At 37.9% G+C, this 19,766-nt stretch carries 22 protein-coding genes and 4 tRNA genes; 10 read left to right on the forward strand and 16 right to left on the reverse strand.

Going from position 1 to position 19,766, the window contains the following annotated elements; all coding sequences use genetic code 11:
- Positions 1-44: 44 nt before the first annotated feature.
- Complete coding sequence (gene leuC, locus AC5YC8_RS02350; protein ID WP_496163421.1) at positions 45-1,478, reverse strand: 3-isopropylmalate dehydratase large subunit; 1,434 nt, start codon at positions 1,476-1,478, stop codon at positions 45-47.
- A gap of 392 nt (positions 1,479-1,870) precedes the next feature.
- On the opposite strand from leuC, the gene thyA reads away from it, so the two are divergent.
- The 5 genes from thyA (at position 1,871) to msrA (ending at position 5,612) form a co-directional block, all read left to right on the forward strand.
- The gene (gene thyA, locus AC5YC8_RS02355; protein WP_496118251.1) at positions 1,871-2,713 is read left to right on the forward strand and encodes a thymidylate synthase; all 843 of its coding nucleotides are present in this window, start codon (positions 1,871-1,873) and stop codon (positions 2,711-2,713) included.
- Positions 2,714-2,813: 100 nt separating this feature from the next.
- Positions 2,814-3,326, forward strand: coding sequence for a dihydrofolate reductase (locus AC5YC8_RS02360; protein ID WP_496163422.1), 513 nt, complete (start codon positions 2,814-2,816; stop codon positions 3,324-3,326).
- Between the two features lie 30 nt (positions 3,327-3,356).
- Positions 3,357-4,415 (forward strand): Lnb N-terminal periplasmic domain-containing protein, encoded by a 1,059-nt coding sequence (locus tag AC5YC8_RS02365; RefSeq protein WP_496163423.1) that lies wholly within the window; start codon positions 3,357-3,359, stop codon positions 4,413-4,415.
- Between the two features lie 102 nt (positions 4,416-4,517).
- A complete protein-coding gene (locus AC5YC8_RS02370; protein WP_496163424.1) occupies positions 4,518-4,973 on the forward strand; it encodes an META domain-containing protein in 456 nt (151 codons plus the stop codon).
- A gap of 120 nt (positions 4,974-5,093) precedes the next feature.
- Complete coding sequence (gene msrA, locus AC5YC8_RS02375) at positions 5,094-5,612, forward strand: peptide-methionine (S)-S-oxide reductase MsrA (protein WP_496163425.1); 519 nt, start codon at positions 5,094-5,096, stop codon at positions 5,610-5,612.
- 49 nt (positions 5,613-5,661) lie between these two features.
- Here msrA and AC5YC8_RS02380 read toward each other — a convergent pair whose 3' ends face one another.
- The 6 genes from AC5YC8_RS02380 to AC5YC8_RS02405 form a co-directional block, all read right to left on the reverse strand.
- Positions 5,662-6,303 (reverse strand): fumarylacetoacetate hydrolase family protein, encoded by a 642-nt coding sequence (locus AC5YC8_RS02380; RefSeq protein WP_496163426.1) that lies wholly within the window; start codon positions 6,301-6,303, stop codon positions 5,662-5,664.
- 29 nt (positions 6,304-6,332) lie between these two features.
- Positions 6,333-6,833 (reverse strand): YcxB family protein, encoded by a 501-nt coding sequence (locus AC5YC8_RS02385; RefSeq protein ID WP_496163427.1) that lies wholly within the window; start codon positions 6,831-6,833, stop codon positions 6,333-6,335.
- Positions 6,834-7,016: 183 nt separating this feature from the next.
- Positions 7,017-7,093 (reverse strand) — tRNA-Arg (locus AC5YC8_RS02390).
- Between the two features lie 262 nt (positions 7,094-7,355).
- Positions 7,356-7,432, reverse strand: a tRNA-Arg gene (locus AC5YC8_RS02395).
- A gap of 39 nt (positions 7,433-7,471) precedes the next feature.
- Positions 7,472-7,548 (reverse strand) — tRNA-Arg (locus AC5YC8_RS02400).
- 16 nt (positions 7,549-7,564) lie between these two features.
- A tRNA-Ser gene (locus AC5YC8_RS02405) sits at positions 7,565-7,654 on the reverse strand.
- Between the two features lie 266 nt (positions 7,655-7,920).
- Between AC5YC8_RS02405 and rnr the strand changes: the two genes are divergently transcribed.
- The 5 genes from rnr (at position 7,921) to AC5YC8_RS02430 (ending at position 14,162) form a co-directional block, all read left to right on the forward strand.
- Positions 7,921-10,344 (forward strand): ribonuclease R, encoded by a 2,424-nt coding sequence (gene rnr, locus AC5YC8_RS02410; RefSeq protein ID WP_496163635.1) that lies wholly within the window; start codon positions 7,921-7,923, stop codon positions 10,342-10,344.
- Positions 10,345-10,510: 166 nt separating this feature from the next.
- Positions 10,511-12,538 carry a M3 family metallopeptidase gene (locus tag AC5YC8_RS02415; RefSeq protein ID WP_496163428.1) on the forward strand — a complete coding sequence of 676 codons (2,028 nt, stop codon included), beginning with the start codon at positions 10,511-10,513 and terminating at the stop codon, positions 12,536-12,538.
- Between the two features lie 51 nt (positions 12,539-12,589).
- Entirely contained in the window at positions 12,590-12,796 is a 207-nt protein-coding gene (locus tag AC5YC8_RS02420) for a YheV family putative zinc ribbon protein (protein ID WP_496163636.1), read from the forward strand.
- Positions 12,797-12,812: 16 nt separating this feature from the next.
- Positions 12,813-13,235, forward strand: a complete 423-nt coding sequence (locus AC5YC8_RS02425) for a hypothetical protein (protein WP_496163429.1) — start codon at positions 12,813-12,815, stop codon at positions 13,233-13,235.
- Between the two features lie 57 nt (positions 13,236-13,292).
- The gene (locus tag AC5YC8_RS02430; RefSeq protein ID WP_496163430.1) at positions 13,293-14,162 is read left to right on the forward strand and encodes a DMT family transporter; all 870 of its coding nucleotides are present in this window, start codon (positions 13,293-13,295) and stop codon (positions 14,160-14,162) included.
- A gap of 208 nt (positions 14,163-14,370) precedes the next feature.
- Here the strand turns inward: AC5YC8_RS02430 and AC5YC8_RS02435 are convergent, their stop codons facing one another.
- The 9 genes from AC5YC8_RS02435 to rpmJ form a co-directional block, all read right to left on the reverse strand.
- A complete protein-coding gene (locus AC5YC8_RS02435) occupies positions 14,371-14,700 on the reverse strand; it encodes a hypothetical protein (protein ID WP_496163431.1) in 330 nt (109 codons plus the stop codon).
- Positions 14,701-14,746: 46 nt separating this feature from the next.
- Entirely contained in the window at positions 14,747-15,007 is a 261-nt protein-coding gene (locus AC5YC8_RS02440; RefSeq protein WP_496163432.1) for an FAD assembly factor SdhE, read from the reverse strand.
- A gap of 115 nt (positions 15,008-15,122) precedes the next feature.
- The gene (locus AC5YC8_RS02445) at positions 15,123-16,574 is read right to left on the reverse strand and encodes a flavin-containing monooxygenase (RefSeq protein WP_496163637.1); all 1,452 of its coding nucleotides are present in this window, start codon (positions 16,572-16,574) and stop codon (positions 15,123-15,125) included.
- A 147-nt stretch (positions 16,575-16,721) separates the two neighbouring features.
- A complete protein-coding gene (gene rplQ, locus AC5YC8_RS02450; RefSeq protein ID WP_034587447.1) occupies positions 16,722-17,087 on the reverse strand; it encodes a 50S ribosomal protein L17 in 366 nt (121 codons plus the stop codon).
- An 18-nt stretch (positions 17,088-17,105) separates the two neighbouring features.
- The gene (locus AC5YC8_RS02455) at positions 17,106-18,113 is read right to left on the reverse strand and encodes a DNA-directed RNA polymerase subunit alpha (protein WP_154771870.1); all 1,008 of its coding nucleotides are present in this window, start codon (positions 18,111-18,113) and stop codon (positions 17,106-17,108) included.
- A gap of 17 nt (positions 18,114-18,130) precedes the next feature.
- Positions 18,131-18,757 (reverse strand): 30S ribosomal protein S4, encoded by a 627-nt coding sequence (rpsD, locus tag AC5YC8_RS02460; protein ID WP_004657698.1) that lies wholly within the window; start codon positions 18,755-18,757, stop codon positions 18,131-18,133.
- A gap of 12 nt (positions 18,758-18,769) precedes the next feature.
- Positions 18,770-19,156: a 30S ribosomal protein S11 gene (rpsK, locus tag AC5YC8_RS02465; protein WP_001040166.1), complete on the reverse strand. Its 387-nt coding sequence runs from the start codon at positions 19,154-19,156 to the stop codon at positions 18,770-18,772.
- 19 nt (positions 19,157-19,175) lie between these two features.
- Positions 19,176-19,532: a 30S ribosomal protein S13 gene (rpsM, locus tag AC5YC8_RS02470; RefSeq protein WP_004825176.1), complete on the reverse strand. Its 357-nt coding sequence runs from the start codon at positions 19,530-19,532 to the stop codon at positions 19,176-19,178.
- Between the two features lie 107 nt (positions 19,533-19,639).
- A complete protein-coding gene (gene rpmJ, locus AC5YC8_RS02475) occupies positions 19,640-19,756 on the reverse strand; it encodes a 50S ribosomal protein L36 (protein WP_000867907.1) in 117 nt (38 codons plus the stop codon).
- Between the last annotated feature and the right edge of the window lie 10 nt (positions 19,757-19,766).

Raw genomic sequence — 19,766 nt, forward strand, 5'->3', positions numbered from 1 at the left:
CCTTTTAGAAAAGGTGAGAAGCATTGCTTCGCAAGAGGGAGATTTTAGAAACTGCGCACGTCTACAAAATGACCTGCAATTGCTGCAGCTGCCGCCATTGCTGGGCTCACCAAATGCGTACGACCACCATTACCTTGACGACCTTCAAAGTTACGGTTTGATGTCGAAGCACAGTGTTCACCTGATTGTAATTTGTCAGCATTCATTGCCAAACACATAGAGCAACCCGGCTCACGCCATTCAAAACCAGCTTCAATTAAAATTTTATCTAAGCCTTCAGCTTCAGCTTGTGCCTTCACTAAACCAGAACCTGGAACAACCATCGCTTGTTTGATACTTGCAGCGACTTTTTTGCCTTTAGCAACTTCAGCCGCAGCACGAATATCTTCAATACGAGAATTTGTGCAAGAGCCAATAAACACGCGATCTAATTGAATATCAGCCAAGGCTTGACCTGCATTTAAGCCCATATAGCTATACGCACGTGTCCAATCATTACGCTGTACATCATCTTTTGCTTGTTCTAATGTTGGAACTGCTTGTGAAACAGGAATCACCATTTCAGGAGATGTACCCCAAGACACTTGTGGTTCAATCTCTTCACCTTGCAATACAACTACTGTATCGAAATGTGCGTCTTCATCAGAATGTAAAGTATTCCAATATGCAACAGCTTGATCCCACTGCTCGCCTTTCGGTGCATACGGACGGTCTTTCACGTATTCAATAGTTTTGTCATCGACAGCCACCATACCCACGCGTGCACCGCCTTCGATTGCCATATTACATACGGTCATACGACCTTCAATCGACATATCACGGAAGACTTGACCACCAAATTCGATGGCATGACCTGTACCACCTGCGGTACCAATTTTTCCAATAATGGCCAATACAACATCTTTTGGTGTTACGCCTTGACCCAACTTACCGTCAACACGCACCAACATGTTTTTCATTTTCTTTTGTACTAAACACTGAGTTGCTAATACATGCTCAACTTCAGAAGTACCAATACCATGTGCCAAACAACCAAAGGCACCATGTGTTGCAGTGTGAGAGTCACCACAAACTACGGTCATACCTGGTAAAGTTAAACCCTGCTCAGGACCAACCACGTGCGCAATACCTTGGCGCACATCATTAATATCAAACTGAACCACGTTAAATGTTTTGCAGTTGTCATCTAAAGTTTGAACCTGAATACGCGACGTGTCATCTTCAATACCCGCAATACCTTCTGAGCGCTCTTTGGTAGATGTTGGTACGTTATGATCAGGTGTAGCCACGTTTGCGCTTAAACGCCACGGTTTACGACCTGCAAGTTGCAAACCTTCAAATGCTTGTGGAGAAGTCACTTCATGTAATAAATGACGATCGATATAAAGTAATGCTGAACCATCGTCTCGTTGTTTTACTAAATGGTCATCCCATAATTTATCGTACAATGTTTTAGATTTTTGGGTTTCGCCTGCCATGTCGAGGTACTCCACTGGACTGGGTATATTCTTAAATTACGTTCGATTATAGCTCTGATATCGCATAAATCTAATTTATCATTTTTATTAGTTCAAAAACTTTTTGGAATTAAATTGCTACACAACATGAACAAATTACAATGCTTGAAAGTACATTCATACGTTATGAAATTAAATTGATCTTTCATTTCACAACTCTTATTTATATATGTCTTATAATTAAAATATAAGATATTGATTAAAAACAAAAAAATTAATGAAAAACTTTCTCTTCAGTGCGACTTAAAATTAATGTGCTATTAGTATAAACTCATCGCAATATATTATTTTTCTATACACCTGAAAGCCCTTCATTTATGACGGCTTTTAAAGGGGAATAAAACAGGACATTTATGAAAGCGTATTTAGACCTTCTACAACACATCCTCGACAACGGTGGCGATAAAGGCGACCGTACTGGTACAGGTACACGTTCTGTATTCGGTCACCAAATGCGTTTTGACCTTTCTAAAGGTTTTCCATTACTGACCACTAAAAAAGTTCACTTCCGTTCAATTGTCATTGAATTACTTTGGTTCCTTAAAGGCGATACCAATGTTAAATATTTACAAGACAACAAAGTAACGATTTGGGATGAATGGTCTACAGCAGAACAAACTGCTCGCTTTGGTCGTCCTGAAGGTGAATTAGGTCCTGTTTACGGTCATCAATGGCGTAACTTTGGTGGTACTAAAAAAGAAAATGGTTTGTATGAGCAAGATGGTTTTGATCAAATCAAATGGCTTATTAATGAAATTAAAACCAATCCAAATTCACGACGCTTAATTGTGTCTGGTTGGAACCCCAATGAAGCAGGTCAAGTTGCTTTACCACCTTGCCATACCTTGTTCCAATTCTTTGTTCACAACGGAAAATTATCTTGTCAGCTTTATCAACGTAGTGCTGATGTTTTCCTTGGCGTGCCATTTAATATTGCAAGCTATGCCCTACTTACCCATATGATTGCTCAAGTATGCGACTTAGAAGTAGGAGATTTTGTTTGGACAGGTGGCGATACGCATTTATATGCCAACCATTTTGAACAAACTCAATTACAACTGAGCCGTGAACCATTACCATTATGTCAATTGAAGCTTAATCCTGAAATTAAAGACATCTTCGATTTCAAATTTGAAGACATCGAAATTGTTGGTTATGAATCACACCCAGGTATTAAAGCACCTGTAGCCGTTTAATTTTTAGAAAATAATCCCCCTATAACAAAGGGGGAACTTTCATATAAAACTCCCAACTGATGAAAAAAGATTGGGAGAGATTCAAAGGATGAGAGTCATTATGGCATTTCAAAATTTAGAAGTTGTTCATGTTGTTGCCATGGATCAAAAGCACTGCATCGGTAAAGGCAACGACTTACCTTGGCATATTTCTGCCGACCTAAAACACTTCAAAGAAATCACTCAAGGTGGTGTTGTGGTGATGGGGCGTAAAACCCTTGAGTCTATGGGACGTACTTTACCAAAACGTGTGAATTGGATTATTACACGTGACACAAATTGGGCTTTTGAAGGAACTAAGGTTGCATATAGCATTGAAGATGCACTTGCTCAAGCTGTTGAAGATGTAAAAGCATCTGAAAAACCAAATACCATTTTTATTATCGGTGGTGGTGAAATTTTCAAACAAACAATTAATATTGCCGATCGGTTAGAACTCACTCATGTTGAACTTGATGTACAAGGTGATGCTTTCTACCCAGAACTTCCAAATAGTTTTATGAAAGTTGCTTCTGAAAAACATACAGACGACAAAACTGGTATTGCATTTGAGTTTGCAACTTACCGAAAATAAAGACAATTATTTTTATCAAATAGAAAAAATATGCAAAATATTGGTAAAAAACAAAACTTCAAAAAATTGGGAATCGCAATCACGCACTCCCTTTTTAATCTTTTTGTCATTTTAACCTCCATTTGGCTCTGTTTTGCAATTTGGTTTCAAGAGCCTTTTGGCTGGCTTTTTAGTCGCATTTTAATTGGAACTTGGATTGCCTTTGCACTCAGTATTTTAGGAATTTACTTTTCCAAAATATTTTTAAGTCGTAAACAAGATTTTTTAGTTTACTCCTTTGCCTTCTTATTCGCTTTATTTTGGTACTTCAGTATTCCTGCACGTCAAGACCGCGAATGGAACCCCGAAGTTGCTAAAACCCTAAGCTTTGAGCAAAAAGGCGATATTGTCACACTTCACAATGTACGAAATTTTAATTGGCGTACAGAACAAGATTATGATGAGCGCTGGGAAACACGCACATACAACTTAAATGACATTACGGGTGTCAATGTGATTACATCCTATTGGATGGGACCGCAAATTGCTCATACACTTGTCAGTTTTGATTTTAAAAACAGTGCCCCACTTACCTTTTCCATTGAAATTCGTAAAGAAAAAAATGAAAGCTTTTCTGCATTGGGTGGTTTTTTTAGAAAATTTGAATTAAGTCTGATTGCTGCAGATGAAAAAGATATTATCTATACACGTAGTAATATCCGCGGTGAGCAAGTTTATTTTTTCCCTGTTGCTATGCCTAAATCTGAAATGCGCGCTTTATTTGAAGAATACTTAGAGAAATCAGCAGACTTAAAAGCACAAGCGAAATGGTATAACACCCTAACAAGCAACTGCACGACATTGGTTTTTGACATGGTGCAATCGGTTTCAAATAATCAACTACCATTCGATTATCGCCTTATTGCTTCAGGCTATTTACCCAATTATTTATATGACCTAAATGCGTTAAGTCATGATTGGTCTATGAAAACATGGTATGAAAAAGCCCACATAAACCCTAAAGTAAATAATATTAATAAATTTACGAGTGAAAAGTACTCAGAAACCATACGACAACAGTTGCTCCAACCAAAGTCTCAAGCAGATTGAACAAGAAGCCTATAAATATGAAAAATTTATATACAAATAACTTAATAAGTTTCTAATTTTTTTAGTTATATTAATCAAGTCAATTTATAGGGACTTTATAAAATGTTAAAAAAATTCTTAGCAGTTTCACTTTTAGGCTCAACATTAGCTTTCGTTGGTTGCCAATCAGTACCTCAGCTACCTGGAACAACTGCAAACTTAAATCAATTACAAAATAAAACTTGGGTAGCAACTAAAATTGGCAATGCTGCGCTTATTACAAACCCAACAGAGCGCAATATTGCGAGCTTACAATTTGATGAAGCAACAAAACGTGTAACAGGTTCAGATGGTTGTAACCGTTTAATGGGTTCTTTCGACGCTGGTCGACACTCAATTTCTTTCAGCCAAGTTGCATCAACTCGTATGGCTTGCTTAAACAACGCCAATGTAGATCAACTCTTTAATAAAGCTCTATCTCAAGTAACAAAATACAAAGTAGACGGTAAAAAACTTTATTTACTTGATGCTCAAGGTGCAGTACAAATCGAATTTGAAAGCGCAATTCAACCGCGTTAATCAAACAGAAAAGAGAGCCTGCTTTAAGCAGGCTTTTTTGTATCTATTTACCCGAATAATATTGTAATTACCCAAATTCTCCCCATATATTTAAACAATATAAATCGTTGGTATCATTTCATGCAAAAAGCATTATTCGGTGGTGGATGTTTTTGGTGTACAGAAGCCGTATTCTTACAACTTCAAGGTGTTACACATATCACGAGTGGTTATGCTGGTGGGCACACAACCAACCCAACTTATGATGATATTTGCCGTGGCGACACCAACCATGCTGAAGTAATTTTAATCGATTTTGATGAAACTCAAATTTCGTATGAACAATTGCTTAATGTCTTTTTTGCAATTCACGATCCAACTACATTAAACCGTCAAGGCAATGATGTCGGCACACAATATCGTTCTGTAATTTATTATTTTAATGATGAACAAAAACAACAAGCAGAAAACATGATTCAATCATTAAAAGATGAAGAGCTGAATATTGTGACTGAATTAAGCCCTGTTCCAACCTTCTATCCTGCTGAAGAATATCACCAAAACTATTTTGCAAAAAATCCAACTCAGGGTTACTGCAACTTTGCCATTCCACCGAAACTATTAAAGCTGAGTAGTAAATTTTCAGATTTACTTAAATAAACTCAATAAAAAAAGGACTGTATAAATAGTCCTTTTTATCACGGAATTATTAAGCTTTTACTTCAGTATTCCAAACATAATCTTGCTTTTGACCTTTTAAAGTCATTTTCAATTGATCACCTTTTACAAGTGCACCAACACCTGCTGGCGTACCTGTCATCACAACATCACCAGGTTCTAAAGTAAAGACTTGGCTAATATCTGCAAGTAAATAACCTATATCAAAAATTAAGAAAGATGTATCACCTTTTTGACGTAACTCATCATTAATATGCAAGGTGTAATGAACATCATCCCAATCTTTAACTTCAGAAGCGTCAATCCAATCTGCCAAAATACATGAACCATCATAAGCTTTTGCACGCTCCCAAGGCTGACCTTTCTTTTTCAAGTCATCTTGCACATCACGCAAAGTTAAGTCTAAACCCAATGTTATTGCACCAATCGCTTCTAACGCTTTTTTCGGATCTGTTTCCGCTTTTAAAGTTCGGTCTATACGTAAAGACAGCTCACACTCATAATGACAATTACCCCAGTCAGAATTCCATGAAATACCCTCTTCCAATGAAACCAAGCTGCTAGGTGGTTTGATAAATAGCACGGGACGATCAGGAATTGCATTTCCTAACTCTCTTGCATGATCTGCATAGCTACGACCAACACAAACAATTTTAGATGGACGTGTACTCATGATATTCCCTTTCTTTCAGTGATCTTAAATTACTTTTTATTGAATGTGTTTTCAAAGATAGTGATATCTGCCGAATCACTAATTGCACGTTTTGGCACAATAATGACGGTTTTATTTTTTAACTCAAGCATATAAGTTAACTTACCGCTGGCAAAATTTTGTACATCTGCATAATTTACAGTTACTTTACGACCATTCGCATAAAGATCTGCATAATCTTGGTATAAGTCTAAACCTTGTTCACTTTTACCAAACTGATATTTTACAAATTGGCGCTTAAACATCATAGGTAAAAACCAATAGCGCATAAACAACTGCAAAAGTAAAAATACTACACCTAAGGCAACGTAATAACGCCCAACACCTTCAAAACCTAAGTAAAAGCCCCAAATCATAATACCAAGGCTAACTGCAGGTGTAATAAAGCGGGTGAATTGTTTTTTACCAAAAGTCGCAAGTGCGAAACCATCTTGCGATTCTTCTAAGTTCAAAAAATAACGTAGAGATAAAGTAGGTTTAGTTTCAGACATCTATGCATCATCAATATTCTATAAAGTGAACTAAATATTACACTAGAAACAGACTTAGCTTGTCTTTTTATATACCAAACATTGAGCTAATTTAGTAAAGGTTTTATTTTCATAAACTTCAGGCACAAAAAAACCGCAATTAAGCGGTTTTTTCTATTTTTTACATCATAAAGATGATCAAGTTGGTGCGCTCAGAGAGATTCGAACTCCCGACCCCTTAGTTCGTAGCCAAGTGCTCTATCCAGCTGAGCTATGAGCGCGACGTCTTGATGGAACGCATTATACGTGATAATTCAAAGATGTTAAGTATTATTTTCCAATTTAGCTATCAAGTGTCTAGTAATTATTCGATCTTTGATTTTCTGAGTAACCTTTCATCTTTTATGTATTCAAAAGACTAAAATTTGCATCTAGTCTGCGTCTAGAACACAGCTTAAGAGATATAAAACAAAACCTATAGGCACAAAAAAACCGCAACATGTGCGGTTCTTTATTTTTAAACATTTGCAATAATGTTTAAATTGGTGCGCTCAGAGAGATTCGAACTCCCGACCCCTTAGTTCGTAGCCAAGTGCTCTATCCAGCTGAGCTATGAGCGCGTACCAGTGTCTTTCGACCTCGTTCACGATTAACTTGATTGGTGCGCTCAGAGAGATTCGAACTCCCGACCCCTTAGTTCGTAGCCAAGTGCTCTATCCAGCTGAGCTATGAGCGCATTTCAAGTTATTCGTTGGCGGTGAGAGAGGGATTCGAACCCTCGATACAGTTACCCGTATGCATCCTTAGCAGGGATGTGGTTTCAGCCACTCACCCATCTCACCGTAACGAGGCGCCATAATACAAAGATAATAGCTTTACTGCAAGCCTAGTCTTTATAAATTTTTCATATTTTCGTTCAATTAAATACTTTTTAAACAATTTATGGTGTGTTTTTCTTATTTTGGGTATTTTTTGATATTTTTACATCATTTAAGCTAAGCCATTTTTTATAAAAATCGATCGAATACATATTATTGTCATCAATTACGTGCAGTATTTCTTTGCATGACTTATGCTAAACCTATTCTTCTTACTTGAAGTCACAAATATTATGAAAAATTGGGTCGATCCTGAAGCGAAAGCAGAAGCTGAACGTTACGAAAATCCCATTCCAAGTCGTACTCTTATTTTAGAGACGATTGAAAAGCAAACTACGCCTTTATCTCATGCAGATTTAGTCGAGCAATTTAAAATTGTAGATCAAAAAAGTATTGATGCTTTAAGCCATCGTTTAATTGCAATGGTTCGTGATGGTCAGCTCATGAAAGATGGGTTTAAATTCCAAATTGCAGAAGAGCAACCTGTTCACGAAGCAACGGTTTACATCAACTCTAAAGGTATGGGTAGCGCAAACATTTCAGGTCATGATGATTTGTTACTTCCTGAGCGTGAACTTCGCCTTGTATTTAACGGTGACCGCGTTAAAGTACGCCAAACTTCTGTCGATCGTAAAGGTAAAGCTTGGGGCTTTATTACAGAAGTTGTGCAACATCGTGTAAAACAAATTATTGGTAAATTGGCTGTTCATGAAGGTGAATACTTTATTCAACCTTCAAATCCAAATGCACATCAGCCTATTACCTTAGAAAAAGAACTGATTGAACATGCCAAAGTAAAAGTAGGTGACTCTCTTCGTGTTGAGCTAGATAGCTATCCAACGCGTGAAGAATTCTCTACAGGTCATATTGTTCAATCTATGGCAGACAAAGCAGATACAGAAATTATTATTCCGCAAACTATTTTAGAATTTGGTTTGCCTTATGAGTTCCCTGCTGAAGTAGTTAAAGATGCCGAAAACTTTAAAGAGCCATCAGCACAAGACCGTAAAGATCGTATCGATTTGCGTGATTTACCATTAGTGACTATTGATGGTGAAGATGCACGCGACTTCGATGATGCTGTATATGCAGAAAAACGTCCAGGTGGTGGTTATCGTGTTGTTGTTGCCATTGCCGATGTAAGCCACTATGTGCGTACAGGCAAGCCTCTAGACGATGAAGCTCAAGAGCGCGGTACTTCTGTATACTTCCCTCACTTTGTTCTACCAATGCTTCCTGAAGCACTTTCAAATGGCTTATGTTCATTAAATCCAAATGTTGATCGCTTATGTATGGTGTGTGATTTAAAATTATCACGTGCAGGTCGAGTAACAGGTTATGAATTCTATCCATCTGTGATGCATTCAAAAGCACGTTTAACCTACGACAAAGTTGCACAGTATTTTGATGGTGACAGCAATGCAATCACTGAAGATCGTGACGTTCGTAAATCGTTAAATACGTTATTCCAGTTATACCAGGTTCTAAAAGGCTTACGTGCAGAACGCCATGCCATGGAATTTGAAACTGTTGAAACCTACATGACATTCGATGAACTTGGTGGAATTGATAAAATCTTACCTCGTAGCCGTAACGATGCCCATAAGCTTATTGAAGAATGTATGTTACTTGCTAACGTTGCAGCTGCAGAATATGCATTAAAAAATGAAATTCCTATGCTTTATCGTATTCATGAGCCACCTGAATTTTCACGCATTCAAAAAGTTCGCGATTTTGTAAAACTTTTAGGTTTACAATTCCCTGAACAACCAACGCAAGCAGACTATCAAGCAGTGATTGAAGCGACCAAAGACCGTATTGATGCGCCGAGTATTCATGCCGTACTTTTACGTTCAATGATGCAAGCTTATTATGGTCCAAACAATGCAGGTCACTTCGGTTTGGCTTACGATGCTTATACGCATTTCACTTCGCCAATTCGTCGTTATCCTGACTTGTTGCTTCATAGAGCAATCAAGGCACACTTGAAGCAAAAGCCATCTCCTCTTTCTGGCAGTGCTTTAGAAGAAGCAGGAACACATTTTTCTGCAACTGAACGCCGTGCAGATGAAGCATCTCGCTCTGTAACTACATGGTTAAAATGTCACTACATGCATCAGCATTTAGGTGAAGAATTTGTTGGGGTTATTTCAGCTGTTGCTGAGTTTGGTCTATTTGTAACCTTAAAAGACTTATATGTAGATGGCATGATTCATGTCAGCCAATTGGGCGATGACTTCTTTGTTTTCGATCAAGCAAGTCAAAGCTTGGTGGGACAAAGTCGTGGTCAAACATTTAGCTTAGGCGATGAAGTGAAAATTAAAGTTGCAGCAGTAAACTTAGAAAATCGTAAGATTGACTTTGAATTGCTTCAACAATTAACCCACGCAGGTCGAACTATTCGTAGCCGTGCTCCACGAGTTGCAGCGAAAGCCCCAACTCAAACGAAAGAAGAAGTATTTGGCGAACGTCCAAAAGCAGTTTTAAGTGAAGATGGTGAGAAACCTCTTCGCAAGAAAAAAGCCAAAGGACAACCGAGTTCGTATACGAAAAAGCCAATTAAAAAATCGGCGGAGAAAATAGAAAAAGCGAAGGCAAAGAAAAAAGCCAAAGCAAAAAAGAAAAAATCTAATGCGAAAGCAAAAACAGAGTAATTCTTAAAACGGAAAAGAGCGCTTAGGCGCTCTTTTTTTATCTGAAAAAAATTAAATAAAAATGCTTCTGAGTTATTAATTAGCGTAAAGCATAGAAATCTTCTTGATTTATCTTCTCACTGCCCTTACATCTACTACTAACTTAAAAAATTTATGGCGCATTGCGATGACTTTAGAAAAGGTAACTTTGCCAGTACCACAGTTCGATCAAATTACACTTGAATCATTAAAACAAAATATTGAAAACACCATTCAACAAGGACAAAGCTTCTTAAAAAATCTTACAGAAGTTCCTACTTCAACAACTGAACAACTCGCAACGCTCGACCAAATTGACGCACTTGAAAACAATATGAGTGAAGCATGGGGTGTTTTATCTCACTTAAACGCAGTGATGAACAATACAGAAACACGTGAAGTTTACCAAGCATTACTTCCTGCTTTAAGTGAATACTACACAGCGCTTGGTCAGCACACTGCGCTTTATCAAACTTACCAACACGTACATGATTCTGCCGATTTTTCAGCACTTTCAGAAGCACAACAAAGTGCTATTAAGCTTGCTTTACGCGATTTCAAACTTTCAGGTGTTGCTTTAGAAGGCGAAGCGAAAAAACGCTATGCAGAAATTTCAGCTCGTTTATCACAGCTTTCATCTGACTTTTCAAATCATGTGTTAGATGCAACCCAAGCGTACTTTAAAGCACTTTCAGAAGATCAACTCAAAGGCTTACCACAAAGCAGTATTGAACTCTTAAAGCAATATGGTCAACAGCGTGAATTAGAACAAGCCGTTGCTACTTTAGATATTCCATCTTATTTAGCAATTATGACGTATGCCGAAAATCGTGAATTACGTGAAGAGCTTTATAAAGCCTACACAACACGCGCATCGGAAATGAGTGATCATCCTGAATTTGACAATACAACGGTAATGGAAGAAATTCTAAGCCTGCGTCAAGAAATGGCACAGCTTTTAGGTTTCCAAAACTATGCCGAACTTTCGCTTGCAAGCAAAATGGCACCCGATGTTGAAACTGTAGATAAGTTCCTCATCGATTTAGCTGAACATGCTCGAGCACCTGCCGAAAAAGAAATTGCGGAATTAAAAGCAATTGCATCAGAAGATGGCATTACAAACTTAGAACCTTGGGATACTACTTACTATTCAGAAAAACTGAAAGTTCAACAATTCAACTTATCTCAAGAAGCGTTAAAGCCATACTTCCCTGCACCTAAAGTCTTGCAAGGTTTGTTTAGCATTGTGAACCGCCTTTACGGTATTAATATCGTAGAACGCCAAGCACCAGTTTGGCATGAGGATGCACATTATTACGAACTAGAAGATCACGGTAAAGTTGTAGGTGGATTCTACTTTGACTTATATGCTCGTAGCGGTAAACGTGGTGGTGCATGGATGAGTGGTTTCCGTTCTCGTATGCAAACAAATAACGGCTTACAGAACCCAATTTGCTACATGGTATGTAACTTTACCCCACCTGTAGGTGATCAACCTGCTTTATTAACACATGATGAAGTCATCACCCTTTTCCATGAATTTGGACATGGCTTACATCACATGCTGACAGAAGTCGATAATATTTCGGTTGCTGGTACACATGGTGTTGCATGGGATGCTGTTGAACTTCCAAGCCAATTTATGGAGTTTTGGGCTTGGGATCATGAAAGTCTAGATTTACTGAGCGAACATATCGAAACCAAAGAAACTTTATCTAAAGAACTTTTAAAAGCCCTGTTAGATGCACGTTTCTTCCAATCTGGCATGCAAACCCTGCGTCAAATTGAATTCGCTTTATTCGACTTAAACATTCATAAAGCCAATCCTGCTTTAAATGCGATGAGTATCCAAGCCACAATGGATGATATTCGTCACAAATATTCTGTTGCGCCGACAACATCATATAATCGCTTCCAACACGGGTTTAGCCATATTTTTGCAGGCGGATATGCAGCAGGTTATTATTCATACAAATGGGCTGAAGTACTAGCGAGTGATGCATTTGACCGTTTCGAACAAGATGGTATTTTTAATACAGAGACAGGAAAACAGTTCAGAGCTTCTATTCTAGCAGTCGGCGGAAAAGATCAAGCACTTGATGCATTTATCAATTTCCGTAAACGTGAGCCTAAAATTGATGCACTATTGCGTCATCAGGGTTGGACGAAAGCCTAGTAAAATCTTAAACTACTAGTCTTAGTTTAAATTTAGGTAAGTATGATGACTATTAAGCGTCGTTTCATCGCTGGTGCAAAATGTCCAAAATGTCAGGCTTTAGATCGTATTGTCATGCTTACTTCTGGTGAAAATGAGTGGATAGAATGTATTGATTGTGGTTATAGTGAGAACCGACCGACTCATATAGATGAGCCTGAAGTTCCCGCTATTCCAGATGATATTGGCGTAATACAATTCAAACCACGTCAAAAATAATAATAGGATTAATCACATGGCAATAAGAGAAAGAAATAGCTCAAAAGTTTTATGGGGAATTATTGGTCTTCTAATTTTAATTGTTGCTAGTGCCTTTGCCTATTTCAACTTTGCAAAAAGTGACGTTAAAAAGATACCTAATACTTCAACACCCGCTTCAGAAGTGATTGCTACAAGTGAACCTGCACCACCAGCAAGCGAAGTCACTCTTACGGAAACGAGCACCTCAACTTTAATTTCAGAAGATATTTTAAAAGAAGCCATCCCTGAAAATGCATCTTTAGCAAAAGAAGAAGTTGCTAAACTTAAAGACATTCAAAACCAACTCAAAGATCAAGAAACTATTTTAAAAGAACAACATGCCGATGCAGACCAACTCATTGAGCTAAAAGAAGAGCAAATAAAACTGCTTGAGGCACAACTTGCTGAATCGCAATAAATTATCAATTTTATCTAATTCGGCTAGAATGGTGAAAACTCATCCTAGCCATTTTTTATGTCCAGCATTTCATCAAAGCAAGACTTATCTAAAGCAATCTTTTGTTTAACCTGTTCTGCACTGCTTTTTTCACTCATGGGAGTCTGCATTCGCTACGCCTCCCATACAGTTGATAACGCAACAGTTGTGTTCTTTAGAAATGTTGTTGGTCTATTTATTTTTATCCCATTTATCATCAAATACGGTACCCCCTTTTTCAAAACAGATAAGCTTTGGATGCATACTTGGCGATCAATTGTTGGCTTAATGGCAATGTATGGTTTTTTCTACGCGATTGCACATTTAAAACTATCTAATGCTATGGTTTTTTCTTATTCATCCCCAATTTTCATTCCACTGATTGCATGGCTATTCTTAAAAGAAAAAATAACAAAGGCAATGCTTATAGCTGCAACTATCGGATTATTTGGCGTACTTTGTGTAGCAAAACCCGATTCAGGTCTATTTAATTTACTCTCTATTATTGGGATTTTATCTAGTTTTTTAGCTGCAATGGCATTTGTGACCGTTCGTGCATTAACAGCAACTGAACCACCAGAACGAATTGTTTTCTACTTTTGCTTTTTTGGCACAATAATCTCATCTATCCCGATGTTCTTTGTTTGGCGTCTATATACTTATACAGAACTCGGTTATTTAGTTTGCGCGGGGATTCTTGCAAATATTAGTCAAATTTTTATGTCTAATGCTTACAAACTCGCACCTGTAGGTCAAATTGGACCCGTCAATTATGTTGCAATTATTTTTGCAGGAATTTGGGGATATTTATTTTGGCACGAACTGCCCGACATCTATAGCATAATTGGCTTTGTATTAATTTTGTCTGCCATTTTACTTTGTAGCCCATTCATTCAAAAAAAGCTTTAAGCAGTTAGAAATAGACAAAAAAAAGTAGCATTGCGACGGTTCTGCACATGCTACTTATAAACTGGTCAGCCAATCACTCAGCTATTTGTTTAAAATAATGAATAAGATAAAAATTTAAATTAATATTGCTCTCTAGGTCTTAATTTATATTGAAATTAAATAACATCATATAAAAATTGTCTAACAATGCTTATTTTTTACATGATTTTTATTTTAATACCGATAATATTTTTAAATTTTTCCACTGCATACGATTAAGCTGATCAAACCAAATAACAAATGATTTACAGTCAGAATCTTTTAATTGGATAACTATATACAATTGATGATTTAAAATATTTTGGATTTTAACTCTATATATTTTCTTATTATTTTTAAATTTCAAACTCCAAACAGCGTCATCTAAATATGCAAAATATTCTATTTCTTGTTTTTGATTGAAGAAGAAAAATGAAAGAAGTAAAAGTACTACAGCGATAATAAAAAATAGAATACTTAATACTTGATATAGAATGAAAATAATTAAGAGAATAATCACAAATTGAAACACAATCGAAAACCGACTGTGTTTCAGGTGAAATTCTTTATGAACCATGCACGTAGAACTTTAACTTTTTAATAAAATCTTTAAGCTCTGGACGTGGTGGCTCAGAAACCTCCATAAACCAATCTAAAAGATCTGGATCTTCTTGATCAACAAGTTCATTGAACATTTGCTTCTCTTCAGCATCTGCTTTCAAATAATAGTTTTTTACATACGGATCAAAATAAACATCAATTTCTTTCAAGCCACGACGTGCACGGTAAATTACCTTACGTTCTTCTAAGCTAATATCTTCAGTCATCGTTTTACCCAAAATACATGTATTTTAATAAACTCTAGTGTACCCTAGCCCTTCAAAAGTTTCGATGGCTTTATCACAATCCCCAACACTTTTCACTGCTACATCTACCATCTAGTTAAACTTTAAATTTGAGCACACCATCTTCAAATTTTGCATGTTTATATGTTTTTCTATCCGCCAAAAAATTATTGGTTACTTGCCAAGGCGCAAATTTCCCCTGTTTTGGCAGTACACTAGATGCGCGAGCAATATAACCCGATGACATTTTCCCCATAATCGTTTCACCTGTTATTGCATCGGGCTGTTTAGCTGCCACTACGCTTTTATAATGATTTTCACTCATATAATTAAACAAGCGACATAAATACTCAGATGCAATATCCACCTTTAATGTCCATGAAGCATTAATGTAACCAATCATCATAAACATATTTGGTACATCACTCACCATTACACCCTGATATAACATCGTCTCTGAGGTATCAATCATTCGACCATCTGTACTTGCTTGAATACCACCCAGCACCTGAATATTCAGTCCTGTTGCAACCACAATAATATCTGCATCAAGATGTTTACCCGATTTTATTTGAATACCATTTACTGTAAATTGATCAATCTCATCCGTTTCAATATCTGCTTTATCTGTTTTCAATACTTCAAATAAATCTCCATCAGGCACCACACATAAACGCTGCTCCCAAGGATTATATGTTGGCGTAAAGTGTTTGATATCGACTTTACCTTCAAGGTTTTTCTGAATATCTTTCAATAGAAAATGTTTAAGTAGTTTTGGGTATTTTTGAGCGAGCACATAAACTAAACGCTGCATACCAATATTTCTTGCTCGTGTAAGCATATATGCATACTTAGTAGGGACAACTTTACTTAACTTCGTATAAAGCACATCTAATGCAGGAATGGATGCAATATAAGTTGGCGAACGTTGTAGCATCGTTACATGAGCCGCCCCACCTTTAACCATTGCAGGTACAATTGTAATTGCCGTTGCACCACTACCAATAACAACAATTTTTTTATTCTTATAATCTAAATTTTCAGGCCATAATTGTGGATGAATTAGCTGCCCTTTAAACTCATCCTGACGATCGAATTCTGGCTGATATGGTTGATCATAGTGATAATAACCAGTACAACCCACAAAATATTTTGCTTCAATATCTTGTATTTCACCAAGATTATTTTGAATTATGACTAACCACTTTTGAAGAGAAGAATCGAAATTTGCTTTAACAACCTCATGATTAAACTGAATATAACGATCTAATTGATATTCTTCGACTACATCTAATAGATATTTCTGAATAGAAGCACCATCAGCCAAAATACTTTTTCTAGTCCATGGCTTAAAGCTATAACCAAATGTAGTCATGTCAGAGTCTGAACGAATTCCAGGGTATTTAAACAAATCCCAAGTACCACCGATACGCTCACGTTTCTCTAGAATACTAAATTTTAATTGTGGACAAGACTTTAATAGATGAACAGCTAAACCAAGCCCAGAAATACCTGCACCTACAATTAAGATATCTAGTGATTTCACGATAATGCCCAAAATTAAATTTAAATCCAAAATACAATTTGACAATATAAAATGTCAATTTAACATTTGTTTAATATCAAAATTTAAGCATAAAAAAAGCCGGTTAAAAACCGGCTTTTTCTAAGAACAACTGAAGCTATTCTTACGAAATTATTTAACTTCGCGATCTACAAGCTCAACATAAGCCATTGGCGCAGCATCACCTGCACGGAAGCCTGCTTTAAGCACACGTAGATAACCGCCGTTACGTTCTTTGTAACGAGGGCCAAGAACGGTAAATAATTTACCAACAGTTGCTGCTGAACGAGTACGAGCAAACGCCAAACGACGGTTTGCTACTGTATCGACTTTAGCTAAAGTGATTAAAGGCTCAGCTACACGACGTAATTCTTTAGCTTTAGGAACAGTAGTTTTAATTAACTCATGTTCGAACAAAGAATTAGCCATGTTTTGGAACATCGCTTTACGATGACTGCTTGTACGGCCTAATTTCACACCACTATTACGATGACGCATGGTGATAGTCCTACTTAATTAACGGCTACGATAGGCAAAGCGATCGTCCATACGGAGACTAGCCGGTGGCCAGTTCTCTAAACGCATGCCGAGTTGCAAGCCTTTTGAAGCCAGAACATCTTTAATCTCAGTCAACGATTTTTTACCTAAGTTAGGAGTTTTTAACAACTCAACTTCAGTACGTTGAACAAGATCACCGATGTAGTAAATATTTTCTGCTTTCAAACAGTTAGCAGAACGAACAGTAAGCTCTAGATCATCTACTGGACGAAGCAAGATTGGGTCAACTTCTTCACGAGGCTCTTGAGCAACTGGAGCTTGATCTTTCTGAAGATCAACAAAAATTGCAATTTGTTGTTGCAAAATTGTTGCCGCTTTGCGGATCGCTTCTTCTGGATCTACTGTACCATTTGTTTCAAGATCAATGATCAGCTTATCAAGGTCAGTACGTTGTTCTACACGCGCATTTTCTACGATGTAAGACACACGTTTGATCGGGCTATAAGAAGCATCTAATTGTAAGCGACCTACAGGGCGAGTTTCGCCTTCAGGGAAGCGTGAATCAGAAGTTTCATAACCACGGCCTTGAGAAACTTTCAAGCGCATTTTTAAAGAGCCAGAAGCACTAAGAGTACCGATCAAGTGTTCAGGGTTAACCACTTCAACATTATGAGGTAAACGAAGGTCAGCGGCAGTTACGTCGCCAGGACCTTGTTTCTCTAATGTCAAATAAGCTTCATTTTGATCGAACAGCTTAATAGACAATCCTTTTAGGTTCAGCAAGAGCTCGACGATGTCCTGCTGCAAGCCTTCCAAGGTACTGTACTCGTGCTCAACACCCTCAATTTCAACTTCTACCACAGCAGCGCCAGGCAAAGAAGAAAGAAGGATGCGACGTAAAGCATTACCAAGAGTATGACCAAAGCCACGCTCTAATGGTTCTAGAATAACTTTTGCCGAGGTCCCGCTAACCGCTTCGACCTTGATCGCTTGCGGAGTTAGAAACTCATTTGCAGTACGCGTCATTATTGCTACCTCAAGGATTATTTAGAATACAATTCTACAATCAAGCTTTCGTTGATTTCAGCAGGTAAATCAGAACGATCTGGTGCAGCTTTAAACGTACCTTCCAGTTTAGAATGGTCAATTTCCATCCAAGCAGGAATACCACGTTGAGCAGCTAATTCAATTGCGTTTTTAATACGTAATTGTTGTTTAGCACCTTCGTGAACTGCGATCACATCGCCCGCTTTAACTTGGATTGACGCGATGTTAACACGACGACCATTTAAAGTGATTGAGCGGTGAGATACAAGCTGACGAGCTTCTGCACGTGTAGAACCAAAACCCATGCGATAAACAACGTTATCTAGGCGGCTTTCAAGCAATTTCAACAAGTTTTCACCAGTTGCGCCTTTAACACGAGCAGCTTCTTTATAGTAATTACTAAATTGACGCTCTAAAACACCGTACATACGACGTACTTTTTGTTTTTCACGTAATTGTAGTGAGTACTCAGATTGTTTGCTACCACGAGCCCCGCCATGTTGGCCAGGAGCTTTAGCATGTTTTTTAGTCTTAACATCAAACGGTTTAACGCCTGATTTAAGTTGCAGGTCTGTCCCTTCGCGGCGAGAGAGTTTGCATTTTGGACCAATATAACGAGCCATGAATGTTTCTCCTTACACGCGACGTTTTTTAGGTGGACGGCAACCGTTGTGCGGAATTGGCGTCACATCGGTAATGCTGTTAATTTTATAACCCACTGCACCTAAAGCACGAACCGCAGACTCACGACCAGGACCAGGACCTTTTACAAGGACGTCCAAGTTTTTCAAACCGTAATCTAAAGCAGCTTTACCAGCAACTTCAGCAGCTACCTGAGCAGCAAACGGTGTTGATTTACGTGATCCACGGAAGCCTTGTCCACCAGAGGTAGCCCAAGCCAGTGCATTACCTTGACGATCGGTAATAGTCACAATGGTGTTATTAAAAGAAGCGTGAATGTGTGCAACACCTTCAGAGACGGTACGAGTGACCTTCTTGCGTGTGCGAGTATCTTTAGCCATCTTTTAGCTTCCAGAAATCTTATTTCTTAATAGGTTTGCGCGGACCTTTACGGGTACGAGCGTTAGTTTTAGTGCGTTGTCCGCGGACAGGCAAGCTGCGACGATGACGAAGACCGCGGTAGCAGCCTAAATCCATTAAACGTTTAATGTTCATGGAAATTTCGCGACGTAAATCACCTTCGGTCGGAACCTTAGCAACTTCTGCACGAATCGCATCAAGCTGAGCGTCATCTAATTCACGGATCTTAGTAGTCGTTGCAATACCAGCTGCAGCCAAAATAGACTTAGCAGTATGGCGACCAATACCAAAGATGTACGTTAGAGAGATAACAGCATGCTTGTTATCCGGAATGTTTACACCGGCAATACGAGCCATTCAATTTTCTCCAAAAAGGCAATTGAGATAATCAACCGCCCCACAAAAATCTTGAGGGGCGGATAATAACCTAATTAGCCTACTGAAATCAACAGGTCTTGATTAGATTAACCTTGACGCTGCTTATGACGAGGTTCAGCGCTACAAATTACGCGAATAACCCCATTACGACGGATAACTTTACAGCTACCACAAATTTTCTTTACAGAAGCTTGTACTTTCATGATGAAACCT

Source organism: Acinetobacter sp. FY731 (genome assembly GCF_059515905.1).